At 72.7% G+C, this 18,371-nt stretch carries 15 protein-coding genes; 9 read left to right on the forward strand and 6 right to left on the reverse strand.

Translation table 11 applies throughout. From position 1 onward, the window contains the following. Nucleotides 1–275 precede the first annotated feature (275 nt). Genes NDW01_RS02650 through NDW01_RS02660 form a run of 3 tightly spaced genes read left to right on the forward strand, consistent with a single transcriptional unit; the run spans nucleotide 276 to nucleotide 3,757 of the window. Entirely contained in the window at nucleotides 276–1,322 is a 1,047-nt protein-coding gene (locus tag NDW01_RS02650) for a glucose 1-dehydrogenase (protein ID WP_252816179.1), read from the forward strand. Between the two features lie 6 nt (nucleotides 1,323–1,328). Next, nucleotides 1,329–2,744, forward strand: a complete 1,416-nt coding sequence (locus NDW01_RS02655) for a sugar porter family MFS transporter (RefSeq protein WP_252816181.1) — start codon at nucleotides 1,329–1,331, stop codon at nucleotides 2,742–2,744. 32 nt (nucleotides 2,745–2,776) lie between these two features. After that, nucleotides 2,777–3,757 carry an aldo/keto reductase gene (locus NDW01_RS02660; protein ID WP_252816183.1) on the forward strand — a complete coding sequence of 327 codons (981 nt, stop codon included), beginning with the start codon at nucleotides 2,777–2,779 and terminating at the stop codon, nucleotides 3,755–3,757. 73 nt (nucleotides 3,758–3,830) lie between these two features. Here NDW01_RS02660 and NDW01_RS02665 read toward each other — a convergent pair whose 3' ends face one another. Both NDW01_RS02665 and NDW01_RS02670 read right to left on the reverse strand, forming a co-directional pair. Continuing rightward, on the reverse strand, nucleotides 3,831–5,204 hold the full coding sequence (locus NDW01_RS02665) for a glutamine synthetase family protein (protein ID WP_252816185.1): 1,374 nt from the start codon (nucleotides 5,202–5,204) through the stop codon (nucleotides 3,831–3,833). 183 nt (nucleotides 5,205–5,387) lie between these two features. Next, nucleotides 5,388–5,948: a TetR/AcrR family transcriptional regulator gene (locus NDW01_RS02670; RefSeq protein WP_252816187.1), complete on the reverse strand. Its 561-nt coding sequence runs from the start codon at nucleotides 5,946–5,948 to the stop codon at nucleotides 5,388–5,390. 102 nt (nucleotides 5,949–6,050) lie between these two features. Between NDW01_RS02670 and NDW01_RS02675 the strand changes: the two genes are divergently transcribed. After that, complete coding sequence (locus tag NDW01_RS02675) at nucleotides 6,051–7,187, forward strand: FAD-dependent oxidoreductase (protein WP_252816189.1); 1,137 nt, start codon at nucleotides 6,051–6,053, stop codon at nucleotides 7,185–7,187. A gap of 171 nt (nucleotides 7,188–7,358) precedes the next feature. On the opposite strand, the gene NDW01_RS02680 is transcribed toward NDW01_RS02675, so the two are convergent. Together NDW01_RS02680 and NDW01_RS02685 are read right to left on the reverse strand one after the other, a co-directional pair. Then, on the reverse strand, nucleotides 7,359–8,588 hold the full coding sequence (locus tag NDW01_RS02680; RefSeq protein WP_252816191.1) for a hypothetical protein: 1,230 nt from the start codon (nucleotides 8,586–8,588) through the stop codon (nucleotides 7,359–7,361). Between the two features lie 41 nt (nucleotides 8,589–8,629). After that, the gene (locus NDW01_RS02685) at nucleotides 8,630–9,601 is read right to left on the reverse strand and encodes an Lrp/AsnC family transcriptional regulator (RefSeq protein ID WP_252816193.1); all 972 of its coding nucleotides are present in this window, start codon (nucleotides 9,599–9,601) and stop codon (nucleotides 8,630–8,632) included. A gap of 111 nt (nucleotides 9,602–9,712) precedes the next feature. Here NDW01_RS02685 and NDW01_RS02690 point away from each other — a divergent pair, with 111 nt between their 5' ends. Continuing rightward, nucleotides 9,713–11,185, forward strand: coding sequence for an MFS transporter (locus NDW01_RS02690; protein ID WP_252816195.1), 1,473 nt, complete (start codon nucleotides 9,713–9,715; stop codon nucleotides 11,183–11,185). A 207-nt stretch (nucleotides 11,186–11,392) separates the two neighbouring features. Here NDW01_RS02690 and NDW01_RS02695 read toward each other — a convergent pair whose 3' ends face one another. Beyond that, nucleotides 11,393–12,031 (reverse strand): TIGR03085 family metal-binding protein, encoded by a 639-nt coding sequence (locus tag NDW01_RS02695; RefSeq protein ID WP_252816197.1) that lies wholly within the window; start codon nucleotides 12,029–12,031, stop codon nucleotides 11,393–11,395. A gap of 114 nt (nucleotides 12,032–12,145) precedes the next feature. On the opposite strand from NDW01_RS02695, the gene NDW01_RS02700 reads away from it, so the two are divergent. From NDW01_RS02700 to NDW01_RS02710, 3 genes are all read left to right on the forward strand, one after another. After that, on the forward strand, nucleotides 12,146–13,945 hold the full coding sequence (locus tag NDW01_RS02700; RefSeq protein WP_252816199.1) for an ABC transporter ATP-binding protein: 1,800 nt from the start codon (nucleotides 12,146–12,148) through the stop codon (nucleotides 13,943–13,945). After that, nucleotides 13,942–15,717 carry an ABC transporter ATP-binding protein gene (locus tag NDW01_RS02705; protein ID WP_252816201.1) on the forward strand — a complete coding sequence of 592 codons (1,776 nt, stop codon included), beginning with the start codon at nucleotides 13,942–13,944 and terminating at the stop codon, nucleotides 15,715–15,717. Before NDW01_RS02700 ends, NDW01_RS02705 begins: the two co-directional genes overlap by 4 nt. Nucleotides 15,718–16,004: 287 nt before the next feature. Beyond that, the gene (locus NDW01_RS02710) at nucleotides 16,005–16,208 is read left to right on the forward strand and encodes a cold-shock protein (RefSeq protein WP_252786422.1); all 204 of its coding nucleotides are present in this window, start codon (nucleotides 16,005–16,007) and stop codon (nucleotides 16,206–16,208) included. A gap of 16 nt (nucleotides 16,209–16,224) precedes the next feature. On the opposite strand, the gene NDW01_RS02715 is transcribed toward NDW01_RS02710, so the two are convergent. Then, nucleotides 16,225–16,776, reverse strand: a complete 552-nt coding sequence (locus NDW01_RS02715; protein WP_252816203.1) for a PadR family transcriptional regulator — start codon at nucleotides 16,774–16,776, stop codon at nucleotides 16,225–16,227. Between the two features lie 120 nt (nucleotides 16,777–16,896). On the opposite strand from NDW01_RS02715, the gene NDW01_RS02720 reads away from it, so the two are divergent. Next, complete coding sequence (locus NDW01_RS02720; protein ID WP_252816205.1) at nucleotides 16,897–18,363, forward strand: MDR family MFS transporter; 1,467 nt, start codon at nucleotides 16,897–16,899, stop codon at nucleotides 18,361–18,363. Nucleotides 18,364–18,371: the final 8 nt, after the last annotated feature.

Genomic DNA, 18,371 nt, shown 5'->3' on the forward strand with positions numbered 1-18,371 from the left:
GGCGGCGGTGACGTACGTCTCGAATGCCCTTCCGTGAAGCATGTTCACCTTTGATCGGGGCAAAGGTGGGACGTGTCCCCCAGGAGCGGCCTGAGCACCCGGTGTCCGGCGATCGACCCGGTCACCGGGTGCTTCAGGACGTCCGGTGCCCTGTGCGGTCCGTGGCGATTCGATCACGCATGATGTGTGTACGGTTGCCGCGAATCCACATTCCGGACATTCGGGCCGCGGTCGTCCTGAGGGGAACGGGCGACGGCTCGGAGTAGGAGATGATCATGCGCGCTCTTACGATGGTGCCGCTGACGGCAGGGTCGCTCGAGGTGAGCGAGGTCCCCGAGCCCACGCGGGGCGAGGGCGAACTCCTCGTCGAGGGTGTCGCCCTCGGCGTCTGCGGCACCGATCGGGAGATCGTCTCCGGCGACTTCGGCGACGCGCCTCCCGGCGACGAGCGTCTGATCATCGGGCACGAGTCGCTGGGCCGGGTACGGGAGGCCCCGGAGGGCAGCGGCTTCACTCCGGGCGACCTCGTCGTCGGCATCGTCCGGCGGCCGGACCCGGTGCCGTGCGGCGCCTGCGCGCACGGCGAGTTCGACATGTGCCGCAACGGCCGGTACACCGAGCGCGGGATCAAGCAGCTGCACGGCTTCGGCTCCGAAAGATGGACGGTCGAGGCCGACTACGCGATCCGCGTCGATCCGGCGCTGGGAGACCTCGGCGTGCTGCTGGAGCCGACGACCGTCGTGGCGAAGGCCTGGGACCACGTCGAGCGCATCGGCGAACGGGCGTGGTTCGAACCCCGCCGGGTCCTGGTCACCGGAGCGGGCCCGATCGGGCTGCTGGCCGCCCTGCTGGGCGCCCAGCGCGGGCTCGACGTCCACGTGCTCGACCGGGTCACCGGCGGCGTGAAGCCGAAGATCGTCGCGAACCTCGGCGGCACGTACCACACCGGCTCCCTCACCGATGTCGCCGCGAAGACGCGGCCGGACATCGTCATCGAGGCCACGGGCGCCGCCCCGCTCGTCATGGACGCGATCGCGGAGGCGGCGGCGAGCGTCGTGTGCCTGACCGGCGTCTCGCGCGCGGGCCACCCGACGGAGGTCGACGCCGGCGAGCTGAACCGGCAGGTCGTCCTGCGCAACGCCGCCGTCTTCGGCTCGGTCAACGCCAATCACCGCCACTACCGGCTGGCCGCCGAGGCCCTCGGCCGCGCGGACCGGTCGTGGCTCGCCCAACTCATCACCAACCGGCTGCCCCTCGACCGGGCGCCCGAAGCGCTCCGGGCCGGCAGCGACGACGACGTGAAAGTCGTCATCGACCTGTAGATCGGGATGAAAATGACCATTCAAGCTCCCGCCCGGCAGGAACACACGCTCGCGCACGTGGTCTTCATCAGCGCGGCCGCCGCCCTCGGCGGGTTCCTGTTCGGGTATGACAGCGCCGTCATCAACGGAGCCGTGGACGGTATCAAGGGCCACTTCCACGTCGGGGCCGGCGTCACCGGCCTGATCGTGTCGTCCGCCCTGCTGGGCTCCGCCGTCGGGGCTGCGGTGGCCGGCAAGATCGCCGACCTGCGCGGCCGCATCATCGTGATGCGGCTGTCCGCGCTGCTGTTCGTGATCAGCGCGGTCGGCTCGATGTTCCCGTTCGCCGACTGGGAGCTGGCCGGCTGGCGGATCATCGGCGGCATCGCCATCGGGATGGCCTCGGTGGTCTCCCCGACCTACATCGCCGAGATCGCGCCGCCCGCCTACCGCGGGCGGCTGGCGTCCTTCCAGCAGCTCGCGATCGTCCTCGGCATCGCGATCTCCCAGCTCGTCAACTTCGGCATCGCCTCGTTCGCCGGCGGTGAGGTCCGGGGCCACCTGCTGGGCATCGAGGCGTGGCAGTGGATGCTGGGCGTCGCGGCCCTGCCCGCCCTGATCTTCCTCGTCGTCACGCTGGTCATCCCCGAGTCGCCGCGCTACCTGGTGGCGAACAACCGGCTCAAGAGGGCCCGGCAGGTCCTCGCGGAGGTCGAGGGCGAGCACACCGACCTGGACGCGCGGATCGAGGAGATCCAGGGGGTCCTGCGCTCCGAGCACAAGCCGTCGATACGCGACCTGCGCGGACCCGCCCTCGGCCTGCTGCCGATCGTGTGGATCGGCATCGCGCTGTCCGTGCTGCAGCAGTTCGTCGGCATCAACGTGATCTTCTACTACTCGGCGTCGCTGTGGCACTCGGTCGGCATCTCCCAGACCAACTCCCTGCTGATCAGCCTCTCCACCTCGATCATCAACATCCTCGGCACGCTGATCGCGATCATGTTCGTCGACCGGATCGGCCGTAAGCCGCTCGCCCTGATCGGCTCCGTCGGCATGACGATCTCCCTGGCGATCATGGCCTGGGCGTTCAGCGCCGCGCACAAGACGGGCGGCACCGACGTCCACATCCCGCACTCGCACGGCATGGTCGCGCTCGTGGCCACGCACACGTACGTGCTGTTCTTCGCGCTGTCGTGGGGTGTGGTCGTCTGGGTGATGCTCGGCGAGATCTTCCCGAACCGCGTACGGGCGGCGGCGATGGCGGTGGCCGTCGCGGCCCAGTGGATCGCCAACTGGCTGGTCACGGTGACCTTCCCCAGCCTGTCCGAGTGGAGCCTGTCGGGGGCGTACATCGGGTACTCGGTCTTCGCCCTGCTGTCGGTGTTCTTCGTGGTCCGGTACGTGCGCGAGACCAAGGGCAAGAAACTGGAGGAGATGGGCTGACGCCCGGAGGCCCGACCGGTGAGGAGCGGAGCATGACCCTGCCCACGGCCCGCCTGGGAACGACCGACATGCGAATCACACGCGTCGGCTTCGGCGCCTGGGCGGCCGGGGGGTCGTGGGCGTACGGCTGGGGGCCGCAGAGCGACGAGGAGTCGATCGCCGCGATCCGGCGCGCCGTCGACCAGGGCGTCAACTGGATCGACACGGCGGCGGTCTACGGGCTCGGGCACTCCGAGGAGATCGTCGCCGCGGCGCTGCGGAGCGTCGCCGACCGCCCGTACGTCTTCACCAAGTGCGGGATGCTCTGGGACGAGGACGGGAACGTGAGCCGCGTCGCCCGTCCCGAGACGATCCGCCGTGAGGTCGAGGAGTCGCTGCGGCGGCTCCGGGTCGAGCGGATCGACCTGTACCAGGTCCACCACCCGCCCGACGACGGCACGCCGATCGCCATGTACTGGGAGACCATGGCGGAGCTGCGGCGGGAGGGGAAGGTCCGGGCGATCGGCCTGTCCAACCACAGCGCCCTGCGGCTGGGGCAGGCCGAGCAGATCGCGCACGTCGACACCCTCCAGCCGGCGTTCTCCCTGATCGACCGGACCGCCGCGCCGGAGATCGACTGGTGCGTCCGGCACGACGCCGGAGTGATCGTCTACTCGCCGATGCAGTCCGGCCTGCTCACCGGGGCGTTCTCGCGGGAACGCGTCGCGGCGCTGCCCGAGGACGACTGGCGGCGGCGTTCCCCCGACTTCACGAGCGACCTTGAGGCGAACCTGGCGCTGGCCGACGCGCTGCGCCCCGTCGCCGAGCGGCACGGCGTGTCGCAGGCCGCCGTCGCGGTCGCGTGGACGTTGACCTGGCCGGGCGTGACCGGCGCGATCGTCGGCGCCCGCAACGCGGACCAGGTCGACAGCTGGCTCCCCGCCGCGACGCTGGAGCTGACCCGGGAGGACCTGGACGAGATCACCGCGGCCCTGGAGCGCACCTGCGCCGGCCGCGGCCCGATCCGCCCCTGATGGATCCTCCGGGCAAGGCTGATCACCGGCGTCCGCTGCCGGTATCACGGCAGCCGGCGCCGGTGACCAGGAGTCAGAATTTCGTGAAGTGGTGATGGCACTCGTAGTCCGCGTCTCTCTCGGCGAAGGCCTTGACGTCCGCGCGCTTGACGGCCAGGTAGGCGGCGCCGCGCAGCGGGCCGAGGGCCGTCATGAGCAGGTCGTCGGCCTCCAGGGCGTCCAGCGCCTCGCCGAGGGATGAGGGCAGGCGAGGCGGCCGGTCGTCCTCGGGGAGGGTGTCGGGATCGACGTCGACGGCCGCGCCGGGCTCCGTCTTGGACCGGATGCCGTCCAGCCCGGCGTGGATGACCGCCCCGAGCGAGAGGTACGGGTTGGCGGAGGAGTCCGACGGCTTCAGCTCCAGGTTGGTGCTCTCCTCGGCCGCGTCGCGCATCGGCGAGCAGATCCGCACGGCGGCCTCGCGGTTGTCCACCCCGTAACAGGCGTACGCGCTCGCCCACGACCGCGGCGTGAGCCGGCGGAAGCCGTTGACGGTGCCGGAGGTGAGGGCCGTCAGGGCGGGCAGGTGCGCGAGAAGGCCGCCGAGGAACCAGCGGCCCTCGTTCGACAGCCCGTACGCCCCCGCCGGGTCGTGGAAGACGTTGCGGTCGCCGGACCACAGCGACAGGTGCAGGTGGCAGCCGTTGCCCGGCTGATCGGGGATCGGCTTGGGCGCGAGCGAGGCCCACAGCCCCTGCCGCATCGCCACGGCCCGTACGGTCTCGCGGTAGAGCACGTGGTTGTCGGCGGCGCGCAGGGCCGACGCGGGCCGGATGGACATCTCCTGCTGCCCGTGCCCGAGTTCGGGGTGGTAGTGCTCCACGCGCATGCCCTGGGCCTCCAGGGCGTGGAGCAGTTCGACGGCGAAGTCGTGCGCGGCGTGGAAACCGGTGGCCGAGTAGCACAGGCTGTCGTCGATGGGGACGAGCCGGTCCGGGCCCTGGTCGGTCGGCGTCCGGCGGCCCAGCGTGAACTCCGGTTCGAACGCCGCGAGGAGGGAGTAGCCGGCGTCCGCCAGCTCGGCGACGGCCTGTTTGAGGAACGTGCGCGGGCACGCCGCCCACGGCCCGCCGTCGGGCTGGGCGAGGTCCGACAGCATCACGGCCGAACCGGGAGCATAGGGGAGCGGCGTGAAGGTCGACGGATCGGGCAGGATGCGGACCTCCCCGACGGGGCCCATGCCCTCGACCGGCTGGAGCGTGTCGAGCATCGTCATGGCCATCATGGCGACCGTGTGGCCGATGCCGGTGTGGAGCCTCTCGGCGATCCGCGGCCCGGCGGCGGCCTTGCCGCGGATGACGCCGCCGTGGTCGGCGTAGAGGAAACGGATGAGGTCGATGCGGCCGGTTTCGACCCGTTCCGCGACGTGTGCCGCCACCCGGTCGTCCCGCCTTCTGCTGGCGCCCATAGCTATGGCGTAACACGGGTGGGCCCGCTAGGCCAGTAACACGGGCGGACTCATCAGGCCGGTGACGCCGGCGGGTCCGTCAGGTCGGTAGCGCCGGCGGACTCATCAGGCCGGTGACGCCGGCGGGTCCGTCAGGCCGGTGCGCCGGCGGACTCATCAAGGTCGGTGACGCCGGCGGGTCCGTCAGGCCAGGGGCGCGCCGATGTACCGCTGGACCGTGGGGGCCAGGTCGGCGACGAGCGTCTCGACGTCCAGGGCGACGAGCGGCGGCAGCGCCAGGACGTAACGGCACAGGGCGACGCCGAGCATCTGGCTCGCGACGAGGGCGGCGCGGGTGGGACCGTCCTCGACCGACGGGCCGAGAGCCCTCGCGACCTGGGTGGCGAAGATCGTGCGCATGCGCTCGGCCGCGCCTTCGTTCGTGACGGCGGTCCGGAGGAGCACCCGCAGCACCTCACCGGACTCCCCGTCCTCCCACAGCCCGAGGAAGTGACGGGCGAAGACCTCGCCGACCCGGTCGGCGGGGAGCCCGGCCGGGTCCGGAAGCCGCAGGTCGACGTCGACCGCCGCGGCGAACAGCCCCTCCTTCGACCCGTAGTAGCGGATGACCATCGACGGGTCGATGCCCGCGTCGGCGGCGATGGCGCGGACGGTCGCCCGCTCGTAGCCGTCGGCGGCGAAGCGGCGGCGGGCCGCGGCGAGGATCGTCGCGCGGGTCTCCTGGGAGCGAGCGGTGAAAGCCATGCCACCAAGTGTAGGCCAACAACTGTTGGCAGAATCCGCCGTGACGGGTTACTGTGATGCCAACGGGCGTTGGCCATCACTTGTTGACCCTGGGAGGTCACCATGCCGAAGCTTCCCGACACCACCGAGGTCGCCATCGTGGGCGCCGGCCCCACCGGCCTCACCCTGGCCGCGTCCCTGACCGACCGGGGGAAGGACGTCGTGCTGCTGGACAAGGCCGCGGAGGGGGCGAACACCTCCCGCGCCGCCGTGGTCCACGCCCGGACCCTGGAGGTCCTGGAGCCGCTGCAGGTCAGCGGCGAACTCGTCGAGCGCGGGGTGATCGTCCCGACGTTCACGGTCCGGGACCGGGACCGGACGCTCATGCGGATCGACTTCGGCGACCTGCCGAGCGCGCACCCGTACACGCTGATGGTGCCGCAGAGCACCACCGAGGAGGTCCTGCTCCGGCGCCTGCGGGCGCTCGGCGGCGACGTCCACCGGGGTCGTGAGGTGACCGCGGTCACGGGCGACGCGGAGGGCGCCACCGTGCGGCTGGCCGACGGGGCCACCGTACGGGCGCGGTACGTCGTCGGCGCCGACGGGATGCACAGCGTCGTCCGTGAGCAGGCCGGCATCGGCTTCACCGGCGACGCCTACCCGAACTCGTTCGTGCTCGCCGACGTCCACCTGGAGTGGGACCTGCCGGGCGACGAGGTCCAGCTGTTCTTCTCCCCGGACGGGCTGGTCGTCGTGGCTCCGCAGCCGGAGGGCCGGCACCGGGTCGTCGCCACCGTCGACGACGCCCCCGAGCACCCGGACGTCGCCGACGTGCGCGGCCTGCTCGCCGCCTGCGGCCCGCGGTCCGCCCCGGCGCGCGTCCACGACGTCGTGTGGAGCTCGCGGTTCCGGGTGCACCACCGGATGGCGGACCGCTACCGGGCCGGGCGGATCTTCCTCGCCGGAGACGCCGCCCACGTGCACAGCCCGGCCGGCGGCCAGGGGATGAACACCGGGATCCAGGACGCGGTGGACCTGGCCCGCCGTCTCGCCGACGGCACCGAGGACGGCTACGAGGACGCGCGGCGCCCGGCGGCCCTCGACGTCGTGGCGATGACCGACCGGATGACCCGCGCCGCCACCGCCGGCGGACCCGCAGCGCGCGCCGTGCGCAACACCCTGCTGACGGTGGCCGGCCACAACGCGGCGATACGGCGGAGGCTGGCGATGCGGCTCTCCGAGCTCGCGGTGGGCCGCTGAGAGCACGGGCGCGCGCCCCCGCGGACGGCTGTGCGGCCGGGGCGTCCTGCGGATGGGCGCGAAGCCGGGGTGCCCCGAGGGCGGCCGTGGAGCCGGGGGCGCTCTGCGAGGCGCCGCGGAGCCGGGGCACCCTGCGGACGGCGGCGAGCCCGGGGGCGGCCGCGGCGTCGTTCAGTTCAGAGGGCCGGGCAGGCGCTCGGCGGCCGCGGCGCGTACGGCGGGTTCCTCGGCGTCCTCATGGCGGAGCCGGCGCAGCCGGGCCTGGGTCGCGCCGTCGAGGGGCACCGCCCCGGCGGCGACGCGGCGCGCGCCGCTCTCGCAGTCCCACAGGGCCTCCACCAGGTACGGCTCCGCGACGTGCGCGTCGATCCTGGACAGCGCGCCCAGCAGGTTGGCGCGCAGCCCCGACGAGGCGCTCTCCTCCCAGCCGTACAGCAGCAGCGGGATCGCGGGCCGGGATCGCAGCCGGCCGAGCCCGTCGGCGGGCACCGCGGCCAGGTCCCAGTCCTCCTCGTCGAGGGCCGTCTCGAGGGCCTCCAGGAGCGGCGGGGCGTCGGACTCCGTTCCGTGCGCGGCCAGCACGTCCATGCCGACGTCCTGGTAGGACCGCTGTTCCGCGGCCCACGCGCGGGCGCGGCCCAGGGCGACGGGACCCAGGTCGCGTACGGCGCGGCACAGGGGGCCGTCGTAGGCGCCACCCGGCAGGAGCTCCTCGGCCAGGTCGAGGACCAGGGGGCTGCGGCGGCGGCCGAGTTCGAGGATGGCGGCGGTGGCGCCCTCGCCGTCCGCGCGGACGAGCGCGGCCAGGTCGGCGTCGGAGCGGCCGGTGAGTGAGGGTCTCGGCTCGTGCGGGCGTTGTTCCGGTCTGCGGGCGGCGGCGATCCTCGGCTGGCGGCGGGCCCACATCCGGGTGACCGCCCCGTCCACCCCGCACAGCCAGGCGAGGGCGCGGTCGTCACAGCGGGCCGCCGCGACCTCGTCCAGTCCCTCCGCCAGGGCGGGGTCGTCGAGCTCCACGAGGGACTGCAGGGCGGTGTACCAGTTCTGCCCCTCGGCGGCGTACCGGCGCAGCGGCACGGCGGCCTCCCGCCGGCCGAGGCGGACGAGATGGGACAAAACGTCCAGGGCCAGGGTGGTGCGGTCCGGCTCGGTGTCCAAGCGATCGATGGGATCGAATATGTGTTCGACGATGGGGCCGATCTCCAGCTCCAGGTCGAGGATCAGTCGCGCGTAGTAGAGTCCACGCTCCTCAAGGGTGTCCCATCGAGGATCGCGGCTCACGCAGTCGAAGACGAGGTCGCGCGCGCCGGGCGTGCCGGCGGCACGGCGTGCGGCGCAGCCCCGGCCGCGCTGCAGGCGGCCGTGCAGTGACTCCGCCGGGTGAATGACGATGGGTTCCACTGCTGCAGGATGCGCACTCGACCACAAATCGGGCAAGCCAATTACGGGAACAACGTCGCGCCCGCTCCTTTGACCGTACGGATCACCGGCGCGGTCTCCACGTGACGGACGCCCTCCAGCGCGCCGACCCGCTCGGTCAGGTACCGGTAGAGATGGTGTGGGTCCCGGCACGTCACGGCGACCAGCAGGTTGGTCGGCCCCGTGGTGGCCGCCGCGAAGGCCACTTCGGTGTGCCCGGCCAGGGCCTCGCCGGCGGCCGCGAGCCGGGACGGCTCGACCGACAGCCACAGCCGCGCCTCGACCGGGTAGCCGAACAGCTCCGCCGGCAGGTCCAGGTCGTAGAACAGCACACCGGCCCGGCGGAGCTGATCCATGCGCCGCCGGACCGTGGACTGTGACCATCCGGTGGCGGAGGCCAGCTCGGCGTGGCCGGCGCGCCCGTCGACGGACAGCGCCGCCAGCAGCGCGTAGTCGGTCTCGCTGAGCGCGACCGGTTCGTCGCCCGGCACGGGCGGGTCCGGCCGGAGGCGCTCGGCCTGCTCCGGCGGCAGCGACCGCGCGCCCGCCCAGCCGATCGGCCCGCCCACGAACTGGTGCAGGAGCGCGTGCGCGGTGACCGACGACACGCGGCCCGTGCGCGGCAGCTTCTGCAGCAGCAGGTCGGCGCGCTCCTCCGGCGTGCGGCTCATCGTCCCGCAGGCGATCTCCGTGCCGCCGGAGAGCAGGTGGACCCAGTAGGTGTCGGGGCGCCGGGCGAGCGCGGCGGCGATCGCGCCGGCCGCGTCGGGTGTGGCCCGGAGCCGGATGGCCCAGGAGACCAGGCCGACCCGGAGCGGGTCGACGGCCCCGACGACGCGCAGCGCCCCGGCCGTGCGGAGCCGCCGGTAGCGGCGGGCGATCGTCTGGTCGGAGACCCCGAGCACCTCGCCGATCCTGCTGAAGGGGGCCCGGCCGTCGATCTGCAACGCGTGGACGAGGTGACGGTCCAGCTCGTCGAGCGTGGGGAATCTCACCACGCAACCGTATCCCGTGTCGGTAAACGCCAGATGGCGGCTTCCGGCTGGAGAATCCCGTCCGCAGTGGCGAAGGTGAGGACCTCCCCATCGACCGGAAGGAATCCTCACATGCGCAAATGGTGGCCCCTCGTGGCGGTCTGCCTCGGGGCCTTCATGCTGCTCGTCGACGTCACGATCGTGACCGTCGCGCTGCCCGGAATGGCCCGGAGCCTCCACGCGTCGTTCTCGGCCCTGCAGTGGGTGCTGGACATCTACGCGCTCGCCCTGGCCGCGCTCCTGCTGGGCGCCGGATCGGTGGCGGACCTGTTCGGGGCGCGCAGGGTGTACGTCGCGGGGCTCGCGCTGTTCGCCGCCGCCTCCCTCGCCTGCGGACTGGCGCCGAACGCCGCGACCCTCATCGCCGCGCGCGGCGCGCAGGGGGTGGGCGGCGCGGCCATGTTCACCACGACCCTGGCGCTCCTGAACAGCACCTACCAGGGCCGGGACCGGGGCGTCGCGTTCGGCGTCTGGGGCGCGGTCAACGGTCTGGCCGCGGCGGGCGGCCCGATCCTCGGCGGCCTGCTCACCCAGCACGTGAACTGGCGGTCCATCTTCCTGGTCAACCTGCCGGTCACCGTCATCGCGATCGTGCTCACGCTCGCCGTCGTCGGAGAGTCGCGGCGGACCGGCCGGGCGCGGATCGACCTGCCGGGGATGACGTCCTTCACCGCCTGCGCGGGCACCCTGACCTACGGGCTCATCCGGGCGGGCGACGACGGTTTCACCGCCGCGACGCCGCTCACGATGTTCGCCCTGGCCGCCGTCACCCTGGCCGTCTTCGTCGTCGTCGAGAGGCGGGCTCCGCACCCGCTGCTCGATCTCGGCCTGTTCCGCAACCGGTCGTTCGTCGCCGTGCTGATCGCCGGCGCCCTCCTGATGGCCTCGGCGTTCGCGTGCCTGGCGTTCACCTCCCTGTGGCTGCAGGGCGCTCTGGGCCTCGGGCCGGTACGGGCCGGGGCCGCCCTCATCCCGCTCGCCCTGGCGTCCTTCCTGGTGTCCGCCGCCGGGGCACGGCTGCTGCACGGCGTCCCGCCCCGGCTGAGCATCGGGATCGGGCTGCTGCTGATCGGTGCCGGCTCGGGCCTGCAGGCCGTCCTGGACGCCGGGTCCACCTCGACCGCGATCATCCCGGGGCTGATCGTCGGTGGTGTCGGCGTCGGGGCCGCCATCCCCGTCCTGTCGGCGGCGGCGATGGGCGCGGTCCCGCCGGAGCGCGGCGGGATGGCCGGTGGCGCCCTCAACACGTTCCGGCAGCTCGGGTACGCCCTCGGCGTCGCCGTGCTCGGCATCGTCTTCCGCGGCCGGATCGAGCACGTGCTGACCGGGCACGTCGCGGATCCGCACGCGATGGCCGGTGCGGCGAGCGGCGGACAGGCGCCCCGGCTGCCGATCGTCCGCGCGGCCGTCGCCTCGGGGCTGAACGAGGTCTACGCCGTCTCGGCCGGCCTGGGCATCGCGGCCGGGATCGTCGTCCTGGCGCTCGTACGGCCGCCGCGGCGGGCCGTACGGCCGGAGCCGCGGCGGGAGAGGGCCGCGGCCTGACCGCAGCCCGGGCGAGCCGCGGCCTCGGCGGAGCGCCGGCGGGCCGCGGCCTGACCGCTGCCCCGGCGGGCCTCGGCCTGGTCGGCGCCCGGCCGGAGCCGTAGCCTGGGCGGAGCGTCGGCCGGCCCGGCCTGACCGCTGCTCCGGCGGGCCGTGGCCTGGGCGGGGACTCGGCCGCCGCGGGCCGGCCGGGGCCGGCGGGCGGCGTCACAGGCGCCAGCGGCCCTGGCTCAGGACGTTGACCGCCTCGGCCTCCCCCGTCAGCTCCACCCGAGCGGCGTCCTTGCGGCCGAGGGCCCACAGCGTCAGCTCGCTCGGCCTGCCGTGCACCCGGACCAGCCTGCCGCCCTTGGTGACGCGCCGGCTGCGGCCGGCCGGGTCGACCAGGGTGATCTCGACGGGCAGCCGTCGCAGGACGAGCCTGGCCATCCCCAGCCGCCGCCACAGCTGCTCCTCGAACGCCTCGGGCAGCTCGCGCGGCTCCCAGCCCTCACCGGCGCGGCGCACGTCCTCGTGGTGCACGAAGTACTCGATGGTGTTGGCCGCGGCGTCGACGGCCGCGAGCGTGAACGGCGACCAGGCCGGCGGCCCGGCCCGGAAGCGCGCGACGAGGTCGGCGTACGGCGTGGCGTCGCGGACCCCGAGGCGAACCTTCTCGGTGTAGCCCGCCAGGAGCGGGATCATGACACCCGGGGCGGAGTCGGGCCGGTGCTCCCGGACGACGAGGTGGGCGGCCAGGTCGCCGGTGGTCCACCCCTGGCAGAGGGTGGGCGCGTCGGGACCGGCCTGGATCAGGGCGTCGCTGAGGGCGTGGCGCTCGGCGCGCGCCCAGTTCTGGTTCCCCATCTGGCGATGGTAGGCCCGCTCTTCCCCGGAGGGCGGAATAACCCGTCGTTGTCGCGTGATAGGGATTATCGGCCCCACTATCTGCCACGAGAGGGGACTTTGTTGTCACAAAAGGTGACATCGGACATCCTAAAAAAGGGCGCGAGCGTCCTGTGGGTCGCCGCCCGGGCCGAGCCGCGTCTCCTCATCGCCGCCGTGCTCAGCAGCGGGCTGTACGCGGCGACGACCGTGGGCAGCGCCTCGGTCCTCGGCCGGGTGACTCAAGACGTCGTGCTGCCCGCCTTCCGCGACGGCCGTACGACCATGGGCACGCTGGTCCTCGGCGGCCTGGCGATCGTCGGCGTGGCACTCCTCAAGGCGCTCGGCGTCGCGGGACGGCGACTCTACGCCGGGATGGTCCAGTACAACATGCAGGCCGCCTACCGGCGCGCGGTCACCCGTCAGTACCTCCGGCTGCCCCTGGCCTGGCACCAGCGGCATCCCACCGGCCGGCTCCTGTCCAACGCCAACGCCGACGTCGAGGCCGCCTGGGCGCCGCTCGCCCCGCTGCCGATGGCGCTCGGGGTCGTGCTGATGCTCGTCATCGCCGCGATCGCCATCCTCGCCACCGACCTCGTCGTGGCGATCGTCGGCTTCCTCGTCTTCCCCGCGATCGCCGGCCTGAACGTGATCTACCAGCGGCGGCTCGCCCCGGTCGCCGCGCACGCGCAGCGCCTGCGGGCGGGGGTCAGCGAGGTCGCGCACGAGAGCTTCGAGGGCGCGCTGGTCGTCAAGACGCTGGGCCGCGAGGCCGACGAGACCGAGCGCTTCGCCGCCGTCGCGGCCGAACTGCGCGAGGCGAACGTCGCGGTCGGCCGCCTGCGCGGGCTGTTCGACCCCGTCCTGGAGGCCCTGCCGAACCTCGGCGTGCTCGCGGTCCTGCTCGTCGGGTCGATCCGGCTGCGGTCCGGCGCGATGTCACCGGGGGACCTGGTGCACGTCGCGTACCTGTTCACCCTGCTGTCCTTCCCGATCAGGGCGCTCGGCTGGGTCCTGGCCGAGGTGCCGCGCAGCGTCGTCGGCTGGGAACGGGTGCAGAACGTCCTGGAGGCCACCGGCTCGCTGCCGTACGGCGACCGGTCCGTCGAGGGTGCGGGACCGGCGCGGCTGGAGGTGCGCGCGGTGCGGTTCGGCTACACCGACGACGACGTCCTGCACGACGTCGCCTTCACCGCCGAGCCGGGCCGTACGATCGCGGTCGTCGGCCCCACCGGCTCGGGCAAGTCGACGCTCACGAACCTCCTCGTCCGGCTCGTCGACCCGGCGGGCGGGCAGGTCCTGCTCGACGGCGTCGACGCGCGCGACGTGAAACGGCACGGCCTGTCGGCGACGACGGCGCTGGTGCCCCAGCAGGCGTTCCTGTTCGACGACACCGTGCGCGGCAACGTGGCGCTCGGCCTGGACGTCCCCGACGAGGACGTGTGGGAGGCGCTGCGGCTGGCCCAGGCCGACGGGTTCGTCTCGGCGCTGGCGGACGGCCTCGACACCCACGTGGGGGAACGGGGCGCCACGCTGTCCGGCGGGCAGCGGCAGCGGCTCGCGCTGGCCCGCGCCCTCATCCGCCGCCCGCGGCTCCTGGTGCTCGACGACGCGACCTCCAGCGTCGACCCCCAGGTCGAGGCCCGCATCCTCGACGGCCTGCGGGACTCGGCCGCCACCGTGGTGGTCGTGGCCTACCGGAAGGCGACGATCGAGCTGGCCGACGACGTCGTCTACATCGAGCGCGGCCGGGTCGTCGCCCAAGGCCCGCACAAGGAACTGCTGGAACGATCCGCCGGATACCGGGCCCTCGTCACCGCCTACGAGCGCGCCGCCGAGGAGCCCGTACCGGATGAGGACGAGGAGAACGAGGAGAACGAGGAGGCCGTGGCATGACGGCCGTGCAGACCCAGCCGCGGTCCGGGCTCGCCACGCTCCGGCGCGGCCTGGCCCTGACCCCGGAGTTCCGGCGCGGCATCACCGGCACGCTGCTGCTCGCGCTGGTCGCCACCGCCGGGCGCGTCGTCGTCCCGGTGGCCGTGCAGCAGACCATGGACCGGGGGCTGCGCGCCCACGGCGGGCCGGACATCGGCTTCATCCGCACCGCCGTCATCCTGTGCGCCGTCGCCGTCCTCATGACGGCCGTCGCCGCGTACCTGATGAACATCCGGCTGTACCGCACCAGCGAGAACGGCCTGGCGGCGCTGCGCGTCCGCGCGTTCCGGCACGTGCACGACCTGTCGATGCTGACCCAGAGCGGCGAGCGGCGCGGGTCGCTCGTCTCCCGCGTCACCAGCGACGTCGACCAGATGAGCCAGTTCATGCAGTACGGCGGCCTGATGATCATCATTGCGGGCGGCCAGCTCATCGTGGCCACCGTGCTCATGGCCGTCTACTCCTGGCCGCTCGCGCTGCTGGTCTGGGCCGTCTTCGCGCCGCTGGCGTTCGCGCTGCGGATCTTCCAGCGCTGGCTGTCGAAGGCGTACGGCGCGGTGCGCGAGCGCGTCGGCGACATGCTGTCGGCGGTCGGCGAGTCGGTCGTGGGCGCGCCGGTGATCCGCGCGTACGGCGCCGAGGAGCGGACCGCCCGCCGGATCGACGAGTCCGTGGGCGCGTACCGCGACGCGCAGGTACGGGCACAGAGCCTCGTCGCCCTGACCTTCCCCTCGACCGAGCTGGCCGCGGCGATCGCGACCGCCGGGGTCGTCATGGCCGGCACGGCGCTGGGCGTCGGGGGGCACCTCACGGCCGGGAAGCTCGTGGCGTTCCTGTTCCTCGTGACGTTGTTCGTCAGCCCCCTGCAGGTGGCCACCGAGGTCCTCAACGACGCCCAGAACGCCATCGCCGGCTGGCAGCGTGTGCTCGGCGTGCTGGACATGACGCCGGACGTGGCCGACCCGGGCCCCGCCGGGGTGGAGCTGCCCCGTGGCGCGATCGACGTGCGGTTCGAGGACGTGTCGTTCGCCTATCCCGGCGGGCCCACCGTGCTGCACGACGTGTCCGCGCGGATCGCGCCGCGCTCCCGGATCGCGGTCGTGGGGGAGACGGGCTCGGGCAAGACGACCTTCGCCAAGCTGCTGACCCGGATGATGGACCCGGCGTCGGGGCGCGTGCTGATCGACGGGGTGCCCCTGACCGAGGTGCGGTTCTCCTCGCTGCGCGAGCGGATCGTCATGGTCCCGCAGGACGGCTTCCTGTTCGACGCGTCCCTGGCGGACAACATCCGGTTCGGGCGGCCGGAGGCCTCGGACGAGGACATCCACCGGGTGCTGACCGAGCTCGGGCTGGGCGACTGGCTGGACGGCCTCCCGGAGGGGCCGGCGACCCCGGTCGGGCAGCGCGGCGAGTCGCTGTCGGCGGGGGAGCGGCAGCTGGTGGCGCTGGCCCGTGCGTACCTCGCCGACCCGGACCTGCTCGTCCTGGACGAGGCGACCTCCGCCGTCGACCCGGCCACCGAGGTGCGCCTGCAGCGGGCCATCGAAAGCGTCACGCGCGGCCGTACGGCCGTCTCGATCGCCCACCGGCTGTCCACCGCGGAGGCGGCCGACGAGGTCCTCGTGTTCGATCAGGGACATCTCGTCCAACGCGGTCCACACGCCGCGCTGGTCGCCGAACCGGGACGATATGCCGAGTTGTACGCATCCTGGGCAGCACAGTTGAAGATTTGATTTTCCCGACTCCCGCGCCGTTCTCGCCGGTGAGAGGTGGGTTGCCGCGAGAACGGCGGGGAATATCGACGGCAGAAAACAGTCTTTCGCACCGGGGCGTGTGACAGAGCACCGAACTTGGTAAACTCAAACCGGTTGTTGTCGTAGTTCCACGTTCGTTTGCCAGACGCCCGCGGACCGATGACTGGCGGGCGTGTTCTTGCTTCTTCAAGGGCCTGCGCACACCCGCGGCAACCACAAAGTGACCCACGACGTGTGGGTTTTGTTTGTCCCGCAAGGAGTTAGGCATGGCCCAGGGCACCGTGAAGTGGTTCAACGCCGACAAGGGGTTCGGCTTCATCGCCATTGACGGCGGTGGTCCGGACGTCTTCGTTCACTACTCGGCGATCGCCACCTCCGGATACCGGACGCTTGAGGACAATCAGCGCGTGGAGTTCGAGGTCGTCCAGGGCGACCGCGGCCCGCAGGCGGACCAGGTCCGTCCGCTGTAGTTCGGATAACGTTCGGTCAAAGTTCACCCGTCGGGGTCCGTGCCGTTTCGGTACGGGCCTCTTCGCTTTTCTGGAGCCGGTCGATCGCCCAGAGTGCCCAGTCGCGGGACGCCGCCAACTGCCGAAGTCCGCGTTCGAGGGCATAACGCCCAAAATCGGACTCGCTGGCGTGCTCGCATAGCGTTTCGAGTTCGGCCCGCCGGGCCTCGACGTGGCGCAGTTCCTCCTTGAGAAGGTCCAGGGCCTCCTCCCGGGGCAGCAGGGGGATCAGGAAGGCCCGGAGCGCCTCCTCGCTGCGCACCCGCTGTTCGGGCTTGGTCTCGGTCAGCCATTCGTGCAACCCGGTCCGGCCGGCCGCGGTGATGGAGTAGGTCTTACGGCCGCGCGGGCCCTCCGCCTCCACCTCGAGCAGACCGTCCGCCGCCATGCGGTTCAGCTCGGGATAGATCTGGCTGTGGCTCGCCTGCCAGACGTGGGCGAGCGACCCCTCGAACCGCTTGGTCAGGTCGTAGCCGCTCGACGGTCCCGCCACCTCGATCAGTGCCAGCAGTGCTGCGCGCAGTGACATCCCACCAGCATAACTATGCCGTGACATGTCGGCGCAGCAATGTCAAAGTTGACATGTCGGCTCTTACATGTTGCGATCGACGTGTTGATCGAACCTGAGAAAGGGATCGGGATGTCGGCCATGACGAGCACCGCGCCGCCCGAGGCGGCGCGCCGGCCCGGGACGGGCCTGCTGATCGTCGCCGTCCTCGGCGGCATGTTCCTCGCGATGCTCGACCAGACGATCGTCGGCACCTCGCTGCCGCGGATCGTCCAGGACCTGCGCGGCGAGGACCTCTACACCTGGGTCGTGACGGCCTACCTGCTGACCTCGACCATCACCGTGCCGCTGTACGGACGGCTGTCGGACGTGCACGGCCGCAAGCCGCTGCTGCTCATCGGGGTGACGGTCTTCCTCATCGGCTCCGCGCTGTGCGCCGCCGCGCAGAACATGCCCGAGCTCATCGCCTTCCGCGCCCTCCAGGGTCTCGGCGCCGGTGCGCTCATCCCGCTGTCCCTCGCGCTGGTCGCCGACCTGTTCCCGCCGCAGAACTCCGGGCGCATCCAGGGCGCGGTCGGCGGCGTCATGGCGCTCAGCTACGTCGCCGGCCCCTACCTCGGCGGCCTGCTCACCGAGCAGGCGAACTGGCGCTGGGTCTTCCTGGTCAACCTGCCGGTCGGCGTGGTCGTGCTCGCGGTGATCGCCCTCCGCCTGCCCCACGTGCGGCGCGAGCGGGTCCCGGCCCGGCCGGACTACCTCGGCATCGCGGTGTTCGCGGCCGCCATCGGGCTGCTCCTGTTCGGCCTGACCGAGAAGGGCCGCACGACGGCCGGCGGAGCGACCCACGCGTGGACGAGCGGGACCGTCGCCGCCCCGATCGCGGCCGCGCTGGCGCTGCTCGCCGGGTTCGTCCTCGTCGAGCGGCGGGCCGCCGAGCCGATCGTGCCGCTCGGGCTGTTCCGCAACCACACCTACACGGCGGCCAACGTCGGATCGTTCTTCACAGCCTTCGGGATGTACGCGGCCATCATCTTCCTGCCGCGCTACTTCCAGGAGGTCCACGGCGACAGCGCCTCCACCTCCGGGCTGAAGGTGTACCCGCTGATGCTCGGCATGCTGGTCGGCAGCTTCCTCACCGGCGCGCTGATCAGCCGGACCCGGCGCTACAAGCCGTGGCTGGTCGCGGCGCCCGCGCTGCTGGCCGCCGGATCGCTGCTGTGCGCGGGCATCGGCGTCCACACCGGCGTCTGGGCCCTGGCGGGCTGGATGGCGCTGATCGGGCTCGGCATCGGCCCGATGCTGTCCGGCCTCACGATCGCCGTCCAGAACGCCGTCGAACCCGAGCACATCGGCACCGCCACCAGCAAGATCACCTTCTTCCGTCAGGTCGGCGGGTCGGTCGCCCTGGCGATCGCCGGCACCGCGTACGCCTCCCACGTACGCGCCGCCGCCCCCGCGCACGGCCTGACCGCCGCGTCGGCGTCCGCGACCGCGACCGTCATCCCGTGGCTCGGCACCGCCGGCGCCGCCATCGCGCTGGTGGTCTTCGCCCTGATGCCCGAGTCCCCGCTGCGGCGCCTCGCCCCGTCCGCGCCTGTGGCCGAGTGAGACGGCAC

It is taken from the genome of Actinoallomurus soli, assembly GCF_024055715.1.
Lineage (GTDB): Bacteria > Actinomycetota > Actinomycetes > Streptosporangiales > Streptosporangiaceae > Actinoallomurus > Actinoallomurus soli.